The following is a 19,510-nucleotide window of genomic DNA, read 5'->3' as shown; positions in this document are numbered from 1 at the left end:
TCGATTCCTTTATTGGCAAAGTTCGCGGGTCACCCGTTCCAGCATCATCCGGTTGGACTCATCCGGCCGGTCTTCCCAGGCGAACACCGAGACCGTGGCGATGCCATCAAACTTGATCTCCCGCAAGGTGCCGAAAAACGCGTCCCAGTTCACCTCGCCCTGGCCGATATCCAGATGTTGATGCACGGTGGCAGTGACGCCCGGCGGGTTGACGATGTAGCGCAAGTTGGAGGACGCCCGGTGGTTGTAAGTGTCGGCGATGATCAGGTGGCTAAGCTTGGAGCCCGCGTACTTGAGCATCGAGGCGATATCACCCTTGCCGTCGTCGTAGAAAAAGGTGTGGGGCGCGGCATACAAGTAGTTGATCCAGTCGCGATCCAGCCCGCGAATGATGTCCACTGACTCGTTGTTGCGCTCGCAAAAGTCATAGGGATGAGCCTGGATATCCAGCTTGATGCTTTCGCGCTCGAACTCGGGCATCAGTTCGTCCATGGAACGCATGAACTGGTTTTCGCACACCAGCGGGTTGTCAGACTGGCCGGTGAACTCGGTATTGACCAGCTCACAGTCCATTTCCACGGCAATCTGAATCGCGCGCTTCCAGTTGCGCACGGCGGCGACGCGCAAGCCTTCATCGGCGGCGGCCCAGTGGTACATCGGCAGCAGGGATGAAAGCTGCACACCGGTGTCGCTCAGGGCCTTGCGAAATTCCTTGATCCGCGCCCGGTCGACCCGAGCGGCTTTGTAGAACGGGAGGAAATCCTCCCGGGGTGAAAGTTCGATGTGCTGGTAGCCGAGTTCGGCGACTTTATCGACCATCTTGCCCAGGGGCAGGTGGCGGTACATGTAAGGGTCCAGGGCGATACGCATGGATAGATTCTCCTATGATCAGCCGTAGAAATGTGGGCGCTCTGGCAGGCCGACTTTCACAATCTGCCCACTGTTTTGCGCCTCGATGCACGCATCCGCCGCCACCGCCGCCGCAAAACCATCCCACGCCGATGGCCCGCCCACCTGCCCAGCGCGCACGCCGTCGATAAATGCCTGCAACTCAACGTCATAGGCCGCAATAAACCGGTCCTTCCAGTCCATCAGAATCGCATTGGACAGCTTGGCGCCGCTGCGCAGTTGCACTTGGGAAGGTTCCGGCAGCCTGGCGATGCCGGTCTCCCCCACCACTTCGCACTGGATGTCGTAGCCGTACTGGCAGTTCACAAACACTTCCACGTCGATGCGCGTGCCCTTGGCGGTTTCCAGCAGGACGATCTGCGGGTCACGCAGATGCCCGTGAGCCTTGCTGGTCTTGCGCGGGAACACCACTTGCACCGACACATAGTCATCGGCCAGCAACCAGCGCAACACGTCCAACTCGTGGATCAAGGTGTCGGTGATCGCCATGTCGGTCTTGTAGTTCTCGCCCACGGTAGGGTTGCGGTGAGCGCAGTGCAGCATCAACGGCTCGCCGATCTGGCCGCTGTCGATCACCGCTTTCAAGGCTTGATAGCCCTGGTCGTAGGGGCGCATGAAACCCACCTGCACCAGACGCTTGCCGTGGGCCACTTCGGCCTCGACGATCTTGAGGCAGCCTGCGGCCGTCACCGCCAGGGGTTTTTCGCAGAACACCGGCTTGCCGGCGGCGATGGCGGCCAGCACGAACTCTTCGTGGCTCGGCCCCCAGGAAGTGACCAGGATCGCTTCGACTTGCGCCGAGTTGATGAGCGCGTGGCCGTCGGGGTAGACCTCGGCGGTGAGTTTCAAGTCGGCGACGACCTTGGCGGCCTGCTCAAGGTTGATGTCGGTGACGGCGACAACCTGGCTGTTGAGCAAGGTCTGGCTGCAACGACGGATATGATCCTGGCCGATGGCGCCAGTACCGATAACACCAAGTTTCAAAGACATGTAAGGACTCCTTTATCAGTACTGCCGGGCTTTGGCCAAGCGTTCATTGAGGGTTTTTGCCACCGCGTCGGTGCGCTCGCTGGTGGACGCCTGCGCCACACCGACCCGCCACCACGACAGGTATTTGTGAATCATGGTTTTGGGCAGAACCTTGATATCAATCAGCGTCGACACGGTTTGCGTACGCGCATCGGCCAACGCCGCCTGTAACTGCTCCACGGTGCTGACCTTGTAGGTTTTGCAGCCATAGGCCGCCGCGCTCATAGCGAAGTCCACCGGCACAAAACCACCGTCGAGCTTGCCGCTCTCGGGGTTGCGGAAACGGAACTCGGTGCCGAAGCTGTCCATGCCGTGCTCCATTTGCAGGTTGTTGATGCAACCAAAGGTCATATTGTCCAGCAGCACCACATTGATCTTGCGCCGCTCCTGGATCGAGGTGACCAGCTCCGAGTGCAGCATCATGTAGGAGCCATCGCCCACCAATGCGTACACCTCACGCTCAGGCTCGGCCAGCTTGACGCCCAAGGCGGCGTTGACCTCATAACCCATGCACGAATAGCCGTACTCGACGTGATAGGTATTCACGCCCTTGCTGCGCCAGCTGCGCTGCAAGTCACCGGGCAGGCTGCCGGCGGCGGCAACGATGATTGCGTCGTCGGCCAGGGTTTCATTGAGCACGCCCAGCACGCGGCTTTGAGTCAGGCAGGAGCCGGTCAGCTCGATAAACTCGCGCAGCACGGCCGGGTCCATGTGGTCGTTGATTTCCGGAACGAAGTTTTCGCTCTGGTATTGGGCCTGGTAGATGCGGTCAACTTCGGCATTCAACTGCGCCTTGGCGTCCCGTGGTTGATCGCCCCAGCTGGAGCGGTAGTCGCCCAAGACTTCGGACAAAGCCTCCAGGCCCACCTTGGCATCCGCCAGCAGCTGCACACCGTCCAGTTTCAACGCATCGCAAGGGCTGATATTGAGGTTGAGAAACTGCACCTCGGGATGCTTGAACAATGACTTCGATGAGGTGGTGAAGTCGGTGTAGCGAGTGCCGATGCCGATGATCAGGTCGGCCTCCGGGGCCAGCAGATTCGCCGCCAGGCAACCGGTTTCGCCGATACCGCCGAGGTTCAGCGGATGGGCTGAGACCACGGCGCTCTTGCCCGCCTGGGTTTCCGCGAAGGGAATGTCAAAGCGTTCGGCAAAGGCTTGCAACGCAGCATTGGCGCCAGAGTACTTGACCCCGCCACCGCAGATGATCAGCGGTTTACGCTTGCCCTTGAAAGCCGCGATCGCGTCGCCGAGCATGGCTTCGGTCGCCGGGCGGCGGTCGATACGATGCACGCGCTTTTGCAGGAAATAGTCGGGGTAGTCCCAGGCTTCAGCCTGCACATCTTGCGGCAAGGCCAGGGTCACGGCGCCGGTTTCGGCGGGGTCGGTAAGCACACGCATGGCGTGGATCGCCGCGCTCATCAACTGCTCGGGGCGGTTGATGCGGTCCCAGTATTTGCTGACGGCGCGGAAGGCGTCGTTGGTGCTGATGCTCAGGTCGTGGAACTGCTCGATCTGCTGTAGCACCGGGTCGGGCTGGCGGCTGGCGTAGACATCGCCGGGCAACAATAGCAACGGGATGCGGTTGGCCGTGGCGGTGGCCGCAGCGGTGAGCATATTGGCGGCGCCGGGGCCAACCGAAGAGGTGCAGGCGTAGATCTTGCGCCGCAGGTGCTGCTTGGCAAAACCGATGGCGGCATGGGCCATGCCCTGCTCGTTGCGGCCCTGATGCACCACCAGGTCACCGCTGTCCTGCTCAAGTGCCTGGCCCAGGCCCAGCACATTGCCGTGGCCGAAAATCGTGAAGATACCGGCGACGAATTTGCTCTGCACGCCATCGACTTCGATGTACTGGTTGTCGAGGAACTTTACCAAGGCCTGGGCCATGGTCAATCGTGTGGTAGTCATGCTGCCCCCTGCACAAAAAATAAACTGTAGGAGTGAGATTGCTCGCTCCTACAGGGGATCTGGGTCAGGCCAGAGATTGTTTTAGATGGGCCATGCTCGCCCCCAGCGCCTGTTTGATATCTGCCAGGCCGTGCACGCTCTCGGCAAACGGCTCAAACGACAGGTAGCCGCTATAGCCGGTGCTGAGCAAGGTGTCGATCTGCGCCGCGTTGCCGAGGATATCGCCCTCGCCTACCAGCACTCGATGGCCGTCACGAATGGTCGCCAACGGTGCCTCGGCATCTTCCACGCCGGAGATATGCACCAACCCGGTCAATTCCGGGAAAAACTCATGCTCGCTGGCCAGGTGATGGTGAAAGGTGTCATGCACCAGGCGAAACACATCCAGGCCGCCCATGGACTTGATCGCGTCCACCGCCGTCTGTTTGCGCCGCAAGGAACATTCCTCGAAGCCCAAAGGCTCGATGAAGCCCAGAATCCCGTATTCGCGCAGGATCGGCGCCAGTTCGCTCAACGCCGTGCGCAAACCCGCCGCGCGCTGGGCCTCATTGCGCGAATCAGCGCGATCGTTCAGTGGGCACATCACCAGGCCCTGTGCGCCGCATTCGCGGGCATAGGTCGCCAGCTTCACCGCCTGGGCGCGGCGCTCGTCATTCCATACATCGAAGGGGTACAGGGCGTTGATCGACAGCACGGTGATGCCGTGCACCGCGCACAACTCGCGCACGCGACTGGCAGGCGTGCCGTCTTCAATCTCGATGCCCGCAAGGTCGTTGCGGATCTCGATGGCGTCGCATTTCAAGGTCACCGCCAGCTCGATAAACTCCGGCAGGGAAAGGCTGGGGGCGACCATGCGGTTCAGGGCGAAACGTAGAGGCGAGTTCATTGTTGTTGTGCTCCACACTCGAAAAAATTACTTGGCGGTTGGCATGCTGAATTCAGGACCCTTGGCAATGCTGTCAGGCCAACGCTGCATCACGCTTTTGTAGCGGCTGTAGAAACGAATACCTTCTTCGCCATAGGCGTGGTGGTCGCCAAACAGCGAGCGTTTCCAGCCACCAAACGAATGCCAGGCCATCGGCACCGGGATCGGCACATTGATGCCAACCATACCGACCTTGATGTTGCGGGCAAAGGCACGGGCGATGCCGCCGTCGCTGGTAAAGCAGGACACGCCGTTACCGAACTCATGGGCATTGATCAACGCCACGGCGCTGGCAAAATCCGCCATTCGCACAATGCCCAGCACCGGGCCAAAAATCTCTTGATGGTAAATACTCATCTCGGTCGTGACGTTATCGAACAAGGTCGCGCCGACAAAAAAGCCACCCTCCGCACCCGGCACCTTGAAGCCCCGGCCATCGACAATCAGCTTCGCGCCCTGGGCCACGCCCTGGTCGATAAAGCCTTCCACCTTGGCCTTGTGCTCAGCGGTGACCAACGGCCCCATTTCGCTGTCCTTGTGCATACCGTTGCCGACCTTCAACTGGTCGATACGCGGCAGCAATTTGTCAATCAGCTTGTCACCGACATCGCCCACCACCACGGCAATGGAGATCGCCATGCAACGCTCGCCGGCCGAGCCGTACGCCGCGCCGATCAAGGCATCCGCTGCCTGGTCCAGATCGGCGTCGGGCATCACGATCATATGGTTCTTCGCGCCACCCAAGGCCTGCACGCGCTTGCCGCGCTGGGTGGCCTGCTGGTGGATGTACTCGGCAATGGGCGTGGAGCCAACAAAGGAAATCGCCTCGATATCGGGGTGCTGCAACAGGCCGTCTACCGCGCTCTTGTCGCCCTGGACCACGTTGAATACGCCATCGGGCAAGCCGGCCTGGGTCAGTAATTGCGCCATCAACAAACTGGCGGACGGGTCACGTTCGGAGGGCTTGAGGATGAAACAGTTACCGGTGGCCAGGGCCAGCGGGATCATCCACAGCGGCACCATTACCGGGAAGTTGAACGGCGTGATGCCGGCGCACACACCCAAAGGCTGGCGCAGGTTCCAGTTGTCGATACCACCGCCAATGTTGTCGCTGAAATCGGTTTTCAACAGGTTCGGCGCGCCGCAGGCGTACTCGACAATCTCGATGCCACGGGTCACTTCGCCCTTGGCGTCGGAGAACACCTTGCCGTGTTCGCGGCTGATGATCTCGGCCAACTGGTCATGGTGCAGGTCGAGCAATTCCTTGAACTTGAACAGCACCCGCGAGCGGCGCAGGGACGATTGCTCGGACCAGGCCGGGAATGCCTTCAAGGCCGAGGCCACCGCTTCGTCGACGGTCTTCTGGCTGGCCAGCCCGACTCGCGCCTGCACCTCGCCAGTGGCCGGGTTGAAGACATTGCTGAACCGCTCGCTACCGCTGTCCTGCACCTGGCCGTTGATGTAATGGCCGATCACCTGGGCGTTGCTCATTGTTGTTCTCCGTCGAAGTCGTTAAAGGTCCAGCAGCCAGCTGTGCTGCGGGTCGTTATGGAAGTGCCAGGCGCGCTTGGGCCCAGCCATCACGTTCAGGTAATACGACTCGTAGCCGTAGGGCACGCTGACCGGGTGATAACCCTTGGGCACCACCACCAGGTCGCTGTTTTCCACGGCCATGGCCTGGTCGATGCTGCGGTCATCGGTGTAGACCCGCTGGAACACAAAACCCTGTGGCGGGTTGATCTGGTGGTAATAGGTTTCTTCAAGAAAGCTCTGATGCGGCAAGTCGTCGGTGTCGTGTTTGTGGGGCGGATAGCTCGACGAGTGACCGGACGGCGTGCGAACTTCCACCACCAGCAGGGAATGGGCCGGCTCGGTGTCTGGCAGGATGTCGCAGACGTAGCGCGTATTGGCTCCCTTGCCGCGCACGCTGCGCTTGCACTGTTCGGGGCGGATCAGCCGTGGAACGAGACCGGCAGCCGGGGAACCTGGGGCGGCGCAGACGGCGATTTGCACGTCGCTCAAGGCGCTCACCTGAGCGGTGCTGCCCGGCGGCAGGTAAGCGGCGAACGGTGACTTGTCTTCGAACACCGATTGGCGATCACCGAGGTTTTCCCAGTTAAAGCCTTCGCCCTGGATATTCACGCGACCGCTGAGCAGCACCAGGCACAGCTCTTTATCGCCAGCGCTGACCGGCAGGGTTTCGCCAAGGCTCAAGCGGTAGGCGGTAAAACCCACGTACTCCAGGCGGCCCGGCTCCAGCTCAACCATGGTCTGCCCACGTTGGTTGCTTTTGACTAACAGGCTCATTGTCCGGCACTCCCTTTCACAAGAGCGGCGCTCAGCAGTTCACGCAAGGTGTCGTAGCCCTTTTTTGCGTAGGCGTAGCTGGGCGCCACCGCCGGGTCTTGCTCGGCTTCCACCACCAGCCAGCCGTGATAGTTGGCGGCCAGCAGTACGTCCAGCAGCGCGGCGAAGTCGATGTCGCCGTCGCCCGGCACGGTAAAGGTGCCGTTGATGATGCAGTCGGGGAAACTCCACATGTTGTTGCGGGCTAGTTGCACCACCGGCTTGCGCACGTCCTTGAAATGCACGTGGCAGACGCGATCGATGTGCTTGCGCAACACTTCGATGGGCTCGCCGCCGCCCATGTAGCAGTGACCCGAATCAAACAGCAGGCCGACTTCGGGGCCGGTAAGGCTCATCAGTTTGTCGATATCTTCAGGGGATTCGACGTAGGCGCCCATATGGTGGTGGTACGCCAGACGCACGCCCTGGGACAGGGTGAAACGCGCCAATTGCGTGAGTTTTTCGGCGTATTCCTGCCAGGCCTGTTCGCTGTGAAAACGCGGGCGCTCGATCAGCCGGATCGGTGAACCCTGGATTGAGTCGGCGACTTCGCCGTAGACCAGCACTGTGGCGCCATTCTCGCGCAGCAGTTCGACGTGACTGCCGATGGCGTCAATTTCCTCAGCCACCGAACGCCGCGCCAGGCGGCTCGAATACCAGCCGGAAACCAGCGCCAGGTCATAGGGGCGTAATACATCGCCGACGCCCTTGGCGTCCTTGGGGAATTTGCCGTTGAGTTCGAAACCTTCGTAGCCGATTTCCTTGCCTTCGCTCAACGCGGTGCTCAGGGGCGTTTCGCCACCCAGGGCCGGAAGGTCGTCGTTGCTCCAGGAGATCGGGTTGATGCCAATTCGGATAGCGGGCATGGCTGCACCTTTTATTGTTTTCAAATTAACCTGAGAACGGGCTCTTTGTAGGAGCGTGCTTGCTCGCGAAAAACTCAAAGACGCCGCGTTTACTCAGGATGCCAGCGTCATCGTTAACGACCATCGCGAGCAGGCTCTCTCCTACAGTTGAAATCAATTAACCGCGGGAACTACGCCAGGCATTGATCAACTGTTCGAACGTGCCCTGCACCTGCCGGATCAATGTCTCATCATCAATCTCCCCCGCCATCCACGCCCGGCTCGGCTCCTGGAAGATCGTGCGGCCCACGGCAAAACCACAGCAAGTTTGGCTCTGGCTGGCCTTTTGAAAGCCATCCGCCAGGCATTCGGCTGAGGCGTTCAACCCCAACAGCACCACGCCCCGGCAGTAGGGATCGCGCTCCTGAATCAGCTCGTCGAGCTTTTTCCAGTCCTCGGCAGACTGCGCCTCGATCTTCCACCAGGCCGGGTAGATGCCCAGGTTGTACAGGCGCTTGAGGCTGCGGTAGAGCACGTCGGGATGAACGGACGGATGATCCTTGGGGGGGATGATTTCCAGCAGCAGTTCATGGCCGCTGACTTGCGAGGCCTGGTACAGGCCCTTGAGTTGCGCTTCCTGCTCCAGGCGCAACAACGGTTCGTCGTCGGGGTGAAACTGCACCAGGCACTTGATGATTTGCTCATGGGGCCAGGCAATCAGATTGCTGCCAATGGAACGCCCATGTTCGAAAGCCAGCGGCCGCGAGCCCTGGACTTCCACCGGTCGCGCGACCCACCAGCCGCGACCGGTGGCGGCGTTGAGGGCGTCCTGGCCGAAGCGCTGGTCAGCCAGCAGGCCTACATCAGCGTCGATGCCTTGCTCGCGCAGTTTGCTTTCAACCCGCTCCACCGCCTTGATAAACAGTTGCTTGATGGCGCTGATCCGCGCGGGGTCCTGTCCACCCTTCTGCGCCAGTTCCACCAATTGCCAGCGATGGTCGAAGGCGAACACGAACAGCTGCTTCCAGGCTTTGCGCGGCACGCTGACCTGATGCAGGCGTTGCAACACCGCGTCCTGATCGGGCCGGGTAATCGGCACTGGGCTGTTAAAGAGGTAGTCGAGTTCGGCGCGAGTCGGCATGGCAGGCGCGCAGGCATGGCGGGAGACCACCAGGCCGCCGCAGGCATTGGCCAACTGGCAGCAGCGCTCGTCGCTGGCGTCTTCGAGCCAACCGCTGAGGAAGCCCGACATAAAGGCATCACCGGCGCCCAGCACGTTAAGCACTTCGACGCGTACGCCGGGGTAGATCGCACCGTCTTCCAGGCGCGCCGGAATGTCGCCGTGAATCACCGTGCAACCTTGCGGGCCGAGCTTGACCACCAGGGTTGCCGGCGTCAGGCGGCGCACGGTGCGCAACGCCGTCAGCAAGTCTTCGCTGCCGCCGGCAATCAGGAATTCTTCTTCGGTGCCGACGATCAGGTCAAAACGCGGGAGGATTTTTTGCACATGCTGGCTGACGTTCTGGTCGGCGACAAAGCGGGTTTCACCGTCAGCCTTGCCGGCCAGCCCCCAGAGAACCGGGCGGTAGTCGATGTCCAGCACACGCTTGACGTTGTGTTTTTCGGCGTAGTCCAGGGCCTGGATACTGGCCTGGTACACGCCGTCAGTGGAGAAGTGAGTGCCGGTGATCAGCAGCGCTTTGCTGGAGGCAATGAAGGCCTCGCTGATGTCTTCGCCGCACAGGGCCATGTCGGCGCAGTTCTCGCGGTAGAACACCAGCGGGAATGTTTCGCGGTCCTTGAGCCCCAGCAAGACCATGGCGGTCAAGCGTTGCGGATCGACCTTGATACCGCTGACATCGCAGCCTTCACGGGCCAGGGACTCCACCAGGAAGCGGCCCATGTGGTCGTCCCCCACCCGGCTCAACATCGCAGACTTGAGCCCCAACCGTGCGGTACCGAACGCAATATTGGCGGAGGAACCGCCCAGGTACTTGGCGAAGCTTGTGACGTCCTCCAACCGCGCGCCCACTTGTTGGGCGTAGAGGTCGACGCCCAGGCGTCCGAGGCAAATCAGATCCAATTGACGCCCACTGGCAAAACGAGTCTGGCCCATGCTGGCTCCTGTTATTTTTATCAGCCTGCGTCTGTCGTCGTGGCGGCGGCAAACGCTCTTGGTGGATGCAGACTAGAACGTCTGACAGCACCAATCAATAATTATTCTATAAATATTTTTTATGGAATATATTTTCCAATACGCCATCATAGAACTGATCCAGTAACAGTGCATCGTTTCAGCAACGGCCACACGCCATGATGCGGGGTATTTTTTTACGCCCACCCTGTAGACTTGCGCCCATCGACCTATTGTCTGGGGCGGCCTCATTCCCCGTAAGCACAAGCCAGAAGGATTCCCTATGCCCCGCACCGATCAGCCGGCTAACCCAGAGAGCGCCCCAGAAGAAGCGCTCGCCAGCCCCCCGATCAATGCCGAGCGCCTGTTGCAGCTGATCACCGACGAATACGAGAGCTTGCCGCGCCAGCTCAAGCGCATTGCCAGCTACATGAGCCAGCAAAGCGACCGGATCATGGTCGACCGCATCAGCGACATCGCCCGGGAATGCGAAGTCCACCCTTCGGCCATCGTGCGGTTTTCCCAGCGCTTCGGTTTCAGTGGCTTCAGTGAGATGCAGGCGTTGTTCCGCGAGGCCTACACCCACAAGACCACCCCGGTACAGAACTACCAGCAGCGCATCCGCAGCATGATCGCCAACAAGTCGCAGAAAGCCAGCGGCGGCGACCTGGCTCGCGAATGTGTCAACGCCACGTTGTCGGGTATCGAACGCTTGGGCCTTGAACTCGATGATGTGGCCTTCGACAAGGCCGTGGACCTGGTGGTCAATGCCGACAATATCTATGTGGTCGGCGTGCGGCGCTCCTTTGCCGTCGCCGACTACCTGGTCTACAACCTGCAGCACACCAACAAGCGCATCCATCTGGTGTCCGGCCTGGGCGGCAGCTACCGCGAACAGATGCGCAGCGTGCGGGCCAATGACCTGGTGATTGCCATCAGCTTCACGCCCTATGGCAAGGAAACGCAGCATTGCCTGCGCATTGCCCAGCATCATCAGGCCAAGACCTTGATCATCACCGACAGCAACCTCTCACCCCTGGCCAAGCGGGCGAATGCGGTGTTGCTGGTCAATGAAGGGTCGTCGTTTGCGTTCAGGTCATTGAGTGCAACGTTGTGCCTATGCCAGGCGTTGTTTATTGCCGTGGCGTATCGGCTGGAGTTGAAGGTCGATGAGATTCATGAGCAGGTTGGGTTTGACGACTGACCCTGTCTTGCGGGACGGCTAACGGGCCATGGCGGGGTTCCTTGCTCGGAGTGGGAACAATCATCAGGAAAATCGTGTTGCTTTTACCAACATGAATTTTTATTTAGGAAGCCGGCTATCATTTCTTGGCAAAATGCCCCGACTTCAGTGTGAATTGTTCACCAGGTACTCCTTATGACCCGTATTTTGACCATCGAAGACGACGCCGTAACGGCCCGCGAGATCGTCGCCGAGCTGAGTAGCCATGGACTGGAAGTAGACTGGGTAGACAACGGCCGCGAAGGCCTGGTCCGGGCCGTCAGCGGCGATTACGACCTGATCACCCTCGACCGCATGCTCCCCGAGCTGGACGGCCTGGCCATCGTCACCACCTTGCGTACCATCGGTGTGTCGACGCCGATCCTGATGATCAGCGCACTCTCCGATGTCGATGAGCGGGTGCGCGGCCTGCGGGCCGGTGGCGATGATTACCTGACCAAACCCTTCGCCTCCGACGAGATGGCCGCGCGGGTCGAAGTGCTGCTGCGCCGCAAGAACACCGTCAAGGAATTCGAAACCGCCCTTCGGGTGGCAGACCTGGAGCTGAACCTGATCAGCCGCGAAGCCAGCCGCGCCGACCAGCCCCTGAGCCTGTTGCCCACCGAATACAAGCTGCTGGAATTTTTGATGCGCAACACCGGGCAAATCCTCTCGCGGATGATGATTTTCGAGGAAGTCTGGGGTTATCACTTCGACCCTGGCACCAACCTGATCGACGTGCACATTGGCCGCCTGCGCAAGAAAATCGACCCGCCGGGCCTTACGCCGTTAATCCGCACGGTGCGAGGTTCGGGTTATGTCATTGCTGAACCCCTCTAAAGGCTGGCGTTCTTCCAGCAGCCGCTTGCTGGCGCTGTACAGCACGTTGTTCGTGGCCTGGAGCTGCATCCTCATGGGGGTGCTGTACTACGAAGTCTCCGGCTACCTGAGCAACCTCTCGCGCCATTCGTTGATGCAGCGCCAGCACCTGTTCCAGCGCTTTGAGGGCGAGCAACTGGTGGAAGCCCTGACCACCAGCATGACCTTCGACATGAAGGGCATCGACGCCTACGGCCTGTTCGATGAGCAATATAAGCCCCTGAGCGGCCCGATCCGACAGATCCCGCCTGACTTGCCCCTGGACGGGCACATCCACGCCCTGGCCAATTGCATCGATTCCGACGACCCGAAACTGCCCCAGGACAGTTGCGACGCCGTCGCAACCCACACCCAGGATGGCCGCTGGCTGATCCTGGTGCGCGATAACGGCTCGCTGTTCGGCGTGACCCGGATCATTCTGCATGCCTTGCTGTGGGGAATTTCCCTGACCATCATTCCCGGCGCTGCCGGCTGGCACTTGTTGCGCCGACGGCCGCTGCGGCGCATTCGCGCAATCCAGGCCAGCGCCGAGGCAATTGTCGCCGGCGACCTGACCCATCGCCTGCCCCTGTCCAACCGCCGCGACGAGCTGGACATGCTGGCCGCCATCGTCAACGTCATGCTCGACCGCATCGAAAAGCTGATGAACGAGGTCAAGGGTGTGTGCGACAACATCGCCCACGACCTGCGCACCCCGCTGACCCGGCTGCGGGCGCAGTTATACCGGATCAAGCAACAGGCCGACGAAGGCTCGGCTCATGCCTTGCAACTGGATGAAGTGATCAGTGAAACCGACACGCTGATGGCACGTTTTCGTGGTTTGCTGCGCATTTCCGAACTGGAAGACCATCAGCGCCGTTCCGGCTTCCTGGTCCTCGACCCCCTGCCCTTGCTGCAGGAACTCCACGATTTTTACCTGCCCCTGGCCGAAGAAGGCCAGATGGACTTGCTGCTGGAAACTCCCGAGTCGCTGCCGTGGATCACGGGCGACCGGGCGCTGCTGTTCGAGGCCCTGGCCAACTTGTTGAGCAACTCGATCAAATTCACTCCGCCGGGCGGCGAAGTGATTTTGCGGGCGGTCAACGATGCCGGCAGCACGCGAATCGAAGTCCTCGACTCCGGCCCCGGCATCCCGGAGGCGGAACGAGCAGCGGTGTTCCAGCGTTTTTACCGAGTCGATGAAAGCAGTCAGCAAGGCGGGTTTGGCTTGGGCCTGTCGATTGTGGCGGCGATCATCAATCTGCATGGTTTCAAGCTGGAAGTGGGCACCAGCGAACGTGGCGGTGCGCGGCTGGTGCTGGAGTGTCGGCAGCAGTTAATGCCCGAGGCCTGAAGAACAAGCCGGGCTTACTCGCGAAGAACCTGAGGGCACCGCGGTGATTCAGAAAGCCAGCGTTATCGTTAACGACCATCGCGAGCAAGCTCGCTCCTACAGTGGACAGTAGATCCGCTTTTGCTTCTCACCACTCAGGTCGGCTACCAGGCCGCCGTGCTTTTGCTTTTGATCTTGATCTAAGGCGCCCCGTTAACCACGATGGCTGAACGCAGGTATTGAGCCGTGGGTAAACCGGCAGGACGCCGGTTTAGCCGCGCTGGGCCAAGGATGGCCCATCGCGGCGGCCCACGGAGCAATGCCGCAGAGAAGGCATGCCGAGCCACAGCGAGGCACCAAGTGGTGGGGCAAGAGCGCTTTGGTTACTTTGCCGCTTTTGCAAAGTGACACGCCGTAAGGGCGTAACCCTAATCCGCCCTGACCAAAATAACGGATATGCACCCAACCCAACCCAGTCGCACCACCGCCCCCCCACATTCTCAGGCCGGAAAGTTAGCCCGCAAGGCCTCAAGCCCACCGCTGTAAACACCGGAAAACAACTCCTCCACCGCCGCATCCGTCACCCCAGCTACCGGGGTAAACACCCCGGACCAGGTCACTTTCGCGGTGCTGTCCGTCAGCGCCTCAACGCGCAAAGTCGCCAGGTACTCACCCACCGGAAACGGCGACTCGCTGATGGAGTAGCTGTAGGTGCGCGCTGCTTCATCAAAGGCCTGCAGACGTTCAACCACCACGCCACCATCGACGGCTTGCAGGTGGCGCAAGCGACCACCTTCACTCGGTTCGCTTTTGGCGATCAAGGGCAGCCAGTCGGGCAGCGAGTTGAAACCGCCAACCAATTGCCAGACCTGCTCGGCCGACACCGGGATTTCAATTGCAGAGGATGCTTTGGCCACGACAGAACTCCAATCAATAAGTAGGGGAAAACTCAACTCACCATACGCTCACAGCATCGAACCCAGGAGTATTTGATCGCCACCGACCACCGGCAACTCATTGCTTGACCCTTTAGCTCAGCCAATTCCCACCATCGACGTTATAAGTCTGCGCCACCACATACTCGCTGTCCTTCGACGCCAGGAAAATCGCCATCCCCGTCAAATCCTCAGCCGTGCCCATGCGCCCAAACGGCACCTCTTGTCCCACCAGTCGTTTCTTCTCGCCCAAAGGCCGGCCCTCATGCCTGGCGAACATGGCATCGACCCCATCCCAATGCTCGCCATCCACTACACCCGGTGCGATGGCATTCACGTTGATCCCGTGCTTGATCAGGTTCAGCCCCGCCGATTGAGTCAAGCTGATTACCGCCGCCTTGGTGGCGCAGTACACCGCCACCAACGCCTCGCCCCGGCGCCCGGCCTGGCTGGCCATGTTGATGATCTTGCCGCCGTGGCCCTGGCTGATCATCTGTCGAGCGGCGGCTTGCAAGGTAAAAAGCGTACCGGCGACATTGATGGAAAACAGCCGGTCGAAGCTCTCGCGGGTGATGTCGGTGATCGGCGCCAAATCGAACAGCGCAGCGTTGTTGATCAGGATGTCGAGTTTGCCGGTCTGTACCACTACGGCGGCAATCGCGGCATCTATGGAGACCTGGCGGGTCACGTCCATCTCTATCGCGTAAGCGTTGGGGCCCAGCTCTAACGCCGTAGCCTGGGCTCGCTGCAGGTTGATGTCAGCGATGGCGACAGTAGCGCCCTCATTGATATAGGCCTGGGCAAAGGATCGGCCGATACCGCGTGCGGAGCCGGTGACCAGGGCGCTTTTACCTTCCAGTCGTTTCATTGGGTGCTCATCCATTAAGGGCTATTTCGGATAACCGGCGCGTTTCATCTCGCGCTCGGTGGTGGACTGTGCAGCGGCAAGTGCCTGATCCACTGACATCTGCCCGGTGAGCGCCGCCGGGAAGATGTCTTGCACGTCGTAGTCGGCAGGCAGTTGGGTGAGCGGTTCCAGCCAGTGTTTGGCAGCCCACAGCGGGGTTTAGTAAGTGCCTATGGTGAGCACGTCGAATTGGCCGCCCTGGGTGGCGATATCGGTGGTCAGGCGTTGGCGCAGAACGTTTTCTTCCAGCACCACCCAGTTGAGTTTCACCTCGGGATGCTGCTGTTCAAACACTTTTGAAAGCCGCTGCATGCGGATCATGTCGCTGTTGTTGACCGTGGCGATGGTCACCGTTTCTGCCGCATGGCTGGCCATCGCCACACACAGGCCGGTCACCAGCAAAAGCCTCTTCGGGATAGGGGTCATGGTGCTCTCCACCCGCGCCATTGGCGACGGGAGCTATTGTTTTTGTTTTTGACCACTCGATTACAGCAGCTTGGAGAGGCCCGAACAAACGAATGGCGGATGCACGACTGGTACTTTTTTAACTGTCGCTTACAGGGTCAAAAAAGTATCAGTGGCAAGCAAAACACCAGGTAGCCGCCTACCAGGAAAAGGGCGTACTTTGATCGTATTCCAAGAACCCATTAAGGGGCCAAGACATGCCAGACAGCCGCGCAGCCTTGTTCGAGCAGCGCCCCGCCGAACTAGAGGTCATTCTCCCCGAGGCCGAGCATGGCTTTCGCTGGTACGAACATGACTATCCCTACGCGCTGGCGCGCTGGAATCACCACCCTGAATTCGAAATCCACTTGATTCGCCAGGGCAGCGGCAAGCTGGTGGCAGGCGACTATATCGGCGCCTTTGGTGCAGGCCACGTGGCGCTGATCGGGCCAGACCTGCCCCATGACTGGATCGGCGACCTGGCCCCCGGCGAACATCTGCACGGGCGCGACGTGGTGCTGCAGTTCGACGGTGCCGCCCTGCTCGCCCTGGGCAAGACGTTACCGGAGCTGGGCGACCTGCAGCACATGTTCGACCTGGCCCGTCGTGGCCTGGAGTTCACCGGGGCCACCGCCCTCCAGGCCGCCGAACTGCTTGAACAGATCGGCCCGGCCCTGGGGCTCAAGCGCTTGATCCTGTTTCTGCAATTGCTCGACACCCTGATCAAGGCGCCGGCGCTGGAGGTACATGCCCTGGCCAGCACCTGCTACGCACCAACCCTGGATGCCCGCAGCTCAGAGCGTATCAACAAGGCTTTCGACTATCTGATGAGCGAGTTGACCGGTGACGTGCGCCTGTCGGTGATCGCCCAGCGCCTAGACATGAGCGAACCGGGCTTCTCGCGGTTCTTCAAGCGCATCACCGGCCACGGTTTTATCGACCTGATGCGCAAGTTCAGGGTCCAGCGCGCCTGCCGGTTGCTGCTGCAAACCGAGATGTCCGTCGCCGACATCTGCTTTGAAGTGGGCTACGCCAACCTGTCCAACTTCAATCGGCATTTCCGCATCGAAATGGACCAGACGCCCAGCGAGTACCGCCGGGAGACGGCGATGTATCTGTTCACTCGCAACGGTGATCAGGCATTGCCGTTTACCAAGGCCCATTGAGCCAATGCCTGTTGCGCCAGTCGTGCAACTTGCAGGCTTACATCCGCCCGATCCCGCTCCTCATCCTCCAGGAACCAGGCTGCCGACAACCCGGCGTGGGCCACCACCCATTGCAGCAGACCACCGAGTTTTTCTTCAGGCGTATGGGCGATTTTCAGCATCGCGGGCTCTCTGTTCATTGCCCGACAGGATGCCATAAACGCTAAGTCACGTTTCTGACCAAAAGGTCGGCTAATTCGACATTTTTCTATCCGTTTCAAACCATTGACCAAAGTTGGTACAGCCTATGCAAACGTTTGCGGATCGGACTTGACGGCAAATTACCGGCACGTTCGCCCTTTCCCGGCCAGCCGGGTCTAAACCGCACACGAACAGGGATTTTCAATGCAATCGACTTCCAGACGCCCCGCGTCCGCCACAATCTCTGGTGTTTCTCTGCTACTGGCAGCCGTTACGGGAGTACTCAGCGGCCCCACTTTGGGGCAGGAAAAATTCGCCGATGATTCAGCACAAGGCGAAACCCTGAGCGCGGCGGCGGCCCCGAAGAAAGACGGCCCTTACCTCTCCGACTGGTTCAACCAAGACCTGACGATCATTGGCAGCAAAGACATCAGCTTCGGCCCCAAGCCTGCCGATGACATTTACCTGGAGTACGAGTACTTCGGCCGCAAGGGGCCGTTCGAGCTATACGGTTATATAGATGTGCCAAAGATCTTCGGTATTGGTAACAGCAATGACAAAGGCGTCTGGGACCATGGCTCGCCAGTGTTCATGGAACACGAACCGCGCATCTCCATCGATTACCTGGCCGGCCGCAGCCTGGCCGTAGGGCCGTTCAAGGAATGGTACGTGGCCTTCGACTGGGTCTACGACCACGGCAGCAACAAGGCCAACCGCGCCAACACGTTATATAGCGGCCTGGGCACCGACATCGACACCCACTCGCGGGTCAACCTGTCGGCCAACTTCTACGGGCGTTACCAGTGGGAAAACTACGGCGCCAGCAATGAATATTCCTGGGACGGCTACCGCGCCCAAATGAAATACATCGTGCCCATCGGCAGCTTCGACAACGGCGCTTCGCTGACCTACATCGGTTTCACCAACTACGATTTCGGCTCGGATTTGCACAAGGACAACCCAGCGCGCACTGCCAACTCCCTGGTTGCAACCAATGTGCTGTTGTATTCCTTCACGCACCTGCGCTTCACCCTGGTGGGCCGTTATTTTCATAACGGCGGCAACTGGCAGGACGGCAGCGAGCTGAATTTCGGCGACGGCAACTTCCGCGCCCGCTCCAACGGCTGGGGTTACTACGCCGGGGTCGGTTATCAGTTTTGAGCGGCACGTTGGAAGCCGTTCATCATTCATTTCGTAGGGGGATTTTATGCACGTATTGACTCGTCTTTCTGTAGCCGTTGGTTTGGTCTTCGGCACACTGATAGCCTCCAACACCTTCGCTGCACAGCCTGCACCGATCAAACCCAAAGTGATGCTGATCACCATGTTTGCCCCCGAGGCACAGCACTGGATTGATCGCCTGGAACTCAAGCAGGAGGTCCGCGTGCCGGGCCTGTCGGCCGAGTACCCGGCAATCCGCTGCAACACCCAGGACGTGTGCCTGCTGGTGACCGGCATGGGCCAAACCAACGCCGCCGCCTCCACCCTGGCCCTGGCGTTGTCACCCAAGTTCGACCTGCGCCAGAGCTATTTCCTGATCGCCGGGATTGCCGGCATCAACCCGCACCACGGCACCATCGGCACCGCAGCCTGGGCCCACTACCTGGTGGAGTTCGGCACCCAGTGGGAAATCGATTCCCGGGATGCGCCCAAGGACTGGCCGACCGGTTATATCGGTATCAACACCAAAGGCCCGAATGAGAAACCGCCGCTGGACTACAAGACCGAAGTATTCGAGCTGAACCAGAAACTTCAGGCCAAGGCATTCACCCTGTCGCAAAAGGTCGAACTCAGTGAAAGCAAGGAATCCACCGCGTGGCGCAAACACTATCCGTACGCCCCGGCCAACCAGCCGCCTCAGGTCACCCAGTGTGACACCCTGGCCGGTAATACCTGGTTTTCCGGCACACGCCTGAGCGAACGCGCCGAAGTCTGGACCCAGTTGCTTACCGACAACAAAGGCGTTTACTGCACCACCCAGCAGGAAGACAACTCCACCTACGAAGCGCTGCTGCGGGCCAGTCGTGAAGGTCTGGTGGATATCCAGCGCCTGGCCGTGGTACGCGCAGGCTCCGATTTCGACCGGCCGTATCCGGGTTACAGCGAAGTCGACAACCTGCTGAAGTACGCGGACCAGGGCGGGTTCGTGCCAGCGTTGGAGAACCTGTACCGCACCGGCAACCCGTTGGTGCAGGCGATTCTGAAGAACTGGTCGGCGTGGGAGAACGGCGTTCCCGAGGTGTAAATCCCTCTTGCTGTGGGAGCAACTGTCTTGATGACCTTTATTTGCGCATCGTTTCCATGACCAGACAAACACCCACAGCCCCAGGCCATGCAGTTTTCTTTCTAAGGAAATAACCGTAGTCGAC

The 19,510-nt window shown here is 60.1% G+C and carries 17 protein-coding genes and 1 pseudogene; 6 read left to right on the top strand and 12 right to left on the bottom strand.

Translation table 11 applies throughout. The annotated features are described in order from the left end of the window. Positions 1 to 9 precede the first annotated feature (9 nt). The 8 genes from FQ182_RS08410 to iolC form a co-directional block, all read right to left on the bottom strand. Positions 10 to 870, bottom strand: a complete 861-nt coding sequence (locus tag FQ182_RS08410; RefSeq protein ID WP_149412707.1) for a sugar phosphate isomerase/epimerase family protein — start codon at positions 868 to 870, stop codon at positions 10 to 12. A gap of 18 nt (positions 871 to 888) precedes the next feature. Then, positions 889 to 1,899 (bottom strand): Gfo/Idh/MocA family protein, encoded by a 1,011-nt coding sequence (locus FQ182_RS08405; RefSeq protein ID WP_149412708.1) that lies wholly within the window; start codon positions 1,897 to 1,899, stop codon positions 889 to 891. Positions 1,900 to 1,914: 15 nt separating this feature from the next. Continuing rightward, positions 1,915 to 3,846: a 3D-(3,5/4)-trihydroxycyclohexane-1,2-dione acylhydrolase (decyclizing) gene (gene iolD, locus FQ182_RS08400; protein ID WP_149412709.1), complete on the bottom strand. Its 1,932-nt coding sequence runs from the start codon at positions 3,844 to 3,846 to the stop codon at positions 1,915 to 1,917. Between the two features lie 64 nt (positions 3,847 to 3,910). Then, positions 3,911 to 4,732: a TIM barrel protein gene (locus tag FQ182_RS08395; RefSeq protein ID WP_149412710.1), complete on the bottom strand. Its 822-nt coding sequence runs from the start codon at positions 4,730 to 4,732 to the stop codon at positions 3,911 to 3,913. Between the two features lie 27 nt (positions 4,733 to 4,759). Further along, positions 4,760 to 6,262, bottom strand: coding sequence for a CoA-acylating methylmalonate-semialdehyde dehydrogenase (locus FQ182_RS08390; RefSeq protein WP_149412711.1), 1,503 nt, complete (start codon positions 6,260 to 6,262; stop codon positions 4,760 to 4,762). 21 nt (positions 6,263 to 6,283) lie between these two features. Continuing rightward, positions 6,284 to 7,078 (bottom strand): 5-deoxy-glucuronate isomerase, encoded by a 795-nt coding sequence (gene iolB / locus FQ182_RS08385; RefSeq protein ID WP_149412712.1) that lies wholly within the window; start codon positions 7,076 to 7,078, stop codon positions 6,284 to 6,286. After that, complete coding sequence (gene iolE, locus FQ182_RS08380) at positions 7,075 to 7,983, bottom strand: myo-inosose-2 dehydratase (RefSeq protein ID WP_149412713.1); 909 nt, start codon at positions 7,981 to 7,983, stop codon at positions 7,075 to 7,077. Before iolE ends, iolB begins: the two co-directional genes overlap by 4 nt. Positions 7,984 to 8,140: 157 nt before the next feature. Further along, positions 8,141 to 10,078: a 5-dehydro-2-deoxygluconokinase gene (gene iolC / locus FQ182_RS08375; protein WP_149412714.1), complete on the bottom strand. Its 1,938-nt coding sequence runs from the start codon at positions 10,076 to 10,078 to the stop codon at positions 8,141 to 8,143. 301 nt (positions 10,079 to 10,379) lie between these two features. Here iolC and FQ182_RS08370 point away from each other — a divergent pair, with 301 nt between their 5' ends. From FQ182_RS08370 to FQ182_RS08360, 3 genes are all read left to right on the top strand, one after another. Further along, the gene (locus FQ182_RS08370; RefSeq protein ID WP_149412715.1) at positions 10,380 to 11,300 is read left to right on the top strand and encodes a MurR/RpiR family transcriptional regulator; all 921 of its coding nucleotides are present in this window, start codon (positions 10,380 to 10,382) and stop codon (positions 11,298 to 11,300) included. A 174-nt stretch (positions 11,301 to 11,474) separates the two neighbouring features. Continuing rightward, positions 11,475 to 12,158, top strand: a complete 684-nt coding sequence (locus FQ182_RS08365; RefSeq protein WP_133101168.1) for a response regulator transcription factor — start codon at positions 11,475 to 11,477, stop codon at positions 12,156 to 12,158. Beyond that, on the top strand, positions 12,136 to 13,530 hold the full coding sequence (locus FQ182_RS08360; protein WP_149412716.1) for a HAMP domain-containing sensor histidine kinase: 1,395 nt from the start codon (positions 12,136 to 12,138) through the stop codon (positions 13,528 to 13,530). Before FQ182_RS08365 ends, FQ182_RS08360 begins: the two co-directional genes overlap by 23 nt. A 479-nt stretch (positions 13,531 to 14,009) precedes the next feature. On the opposite strand, the gene FQ182_RS08355 is transcribed toward FQ182_RS08360, so the two are convergent. The 3 genes and pseudogenes from FQ182_RS08355 to FQ182_RS08345 all read right to left on the bottom strand — a co-directional run. Further along, on the bottom strand, positions 14,010 to 14,426 hold the full coding sequence (locus tag FQ182_RS08355) for an SRPBCC family protein (protein WP_149413639.1): 417 nt from the start codon (positions 14,424 to 14,426) through the stop codon (positions 14,010 to 14,012). Positions 14,427 to 14,538: 112 nt separating this feature from the next. Then, positions 14,539 to 15,312, bottom strand: a complete 774-nt coding sequence (locus FQ182_RS08350) for an L-iditol 2-dehydrogenase (protein ID WP_149413640.1) — start codon at positions 15,310 to 15,312, stop codon at positions 14,539 to 14,541. 72 nt (positions 15,313 to 15,384) lie between these two features. Next, positions 15,385 to 15,777: pseudogene (locus tag FQ182_RS08345) on the bottom strand (extracellular solute-binding protein); the annotation flags it as partial. Positions 15,778 to 16,013: 236 nt separating this feature from the next. Here FQ182_RS08345 and FQ182_RS08340 point away from each other — a divergent pair. After that, a complete protein-coding gene (locus FQ182_RS08340) occupies positions 16,014 to 16,961 on the top strand; it encodes an AraC family transcriptional regulator (RefSeq protein WP_149413641.1) in 948 nt (315 codons plus the stop codon). Here the strand turns inward: FQ182_RS08340 and FQ182_RS08335 are convergent. After that, a complete protein-coding gene (locus FQ182_RS08335) occupies positions 16,931 to 17,122 on the bottom strand; it encodes a hypothetical protein (protein WP_149413642.1) in 192 nt (63 codons plus the stop codon). The genes FQ182_RS08340 and FQ182_RS08335 overlap by 31 nt on opposite strands. Positions 17,123 to 17,345: 223 nt before the next feature. Between FQ182_RS08335 and FQ182_RS08330 the strand changes: the two genes are divergently transcribed. Continuing rightward, positions 17,346 to 18,302 carry a nucleoside-specific channel-forming protein Tsx gene (locus tag FQ182_RS08330; protein ID WP_149413643.1) on the top strand — a complete coding sequence of 319 codons (957 nt, stop codon included), beginning with the start codon at positions 17,346 to 17,348 and terminating at the stop codon, positions 18,300 to 18,302. A gap of 46 nt (positions 18,303 to 18,348) precedes the next feature. Further along, positions 18,349 to 19,386 (top strand): purine nucleoside permease, encoded by a 1,038-nt coding sequence (locus FQ182_RS08325; protein ID WP_149413644.1) that lies wholly within the window; start codon positions 18,349 to 18,351, stop codon positions 19,384 to 19,386. The last annotated feature ends 124 nt before the right edge of the window (positions 19,387 to 19,510 follow it).

This window comes from Pseudomonas sp. ANT_H4 (assembly GCF_008369295.1).
Lineage (GTDB): Bacteria > Pseudomonadota > Gammaproteobacteria > Pseudomonadales > Pseudomonadaceae > Aquipseudomonas.
This window is presented reverse-complemented; position numbering and strand designations above follow the sequence as displayed.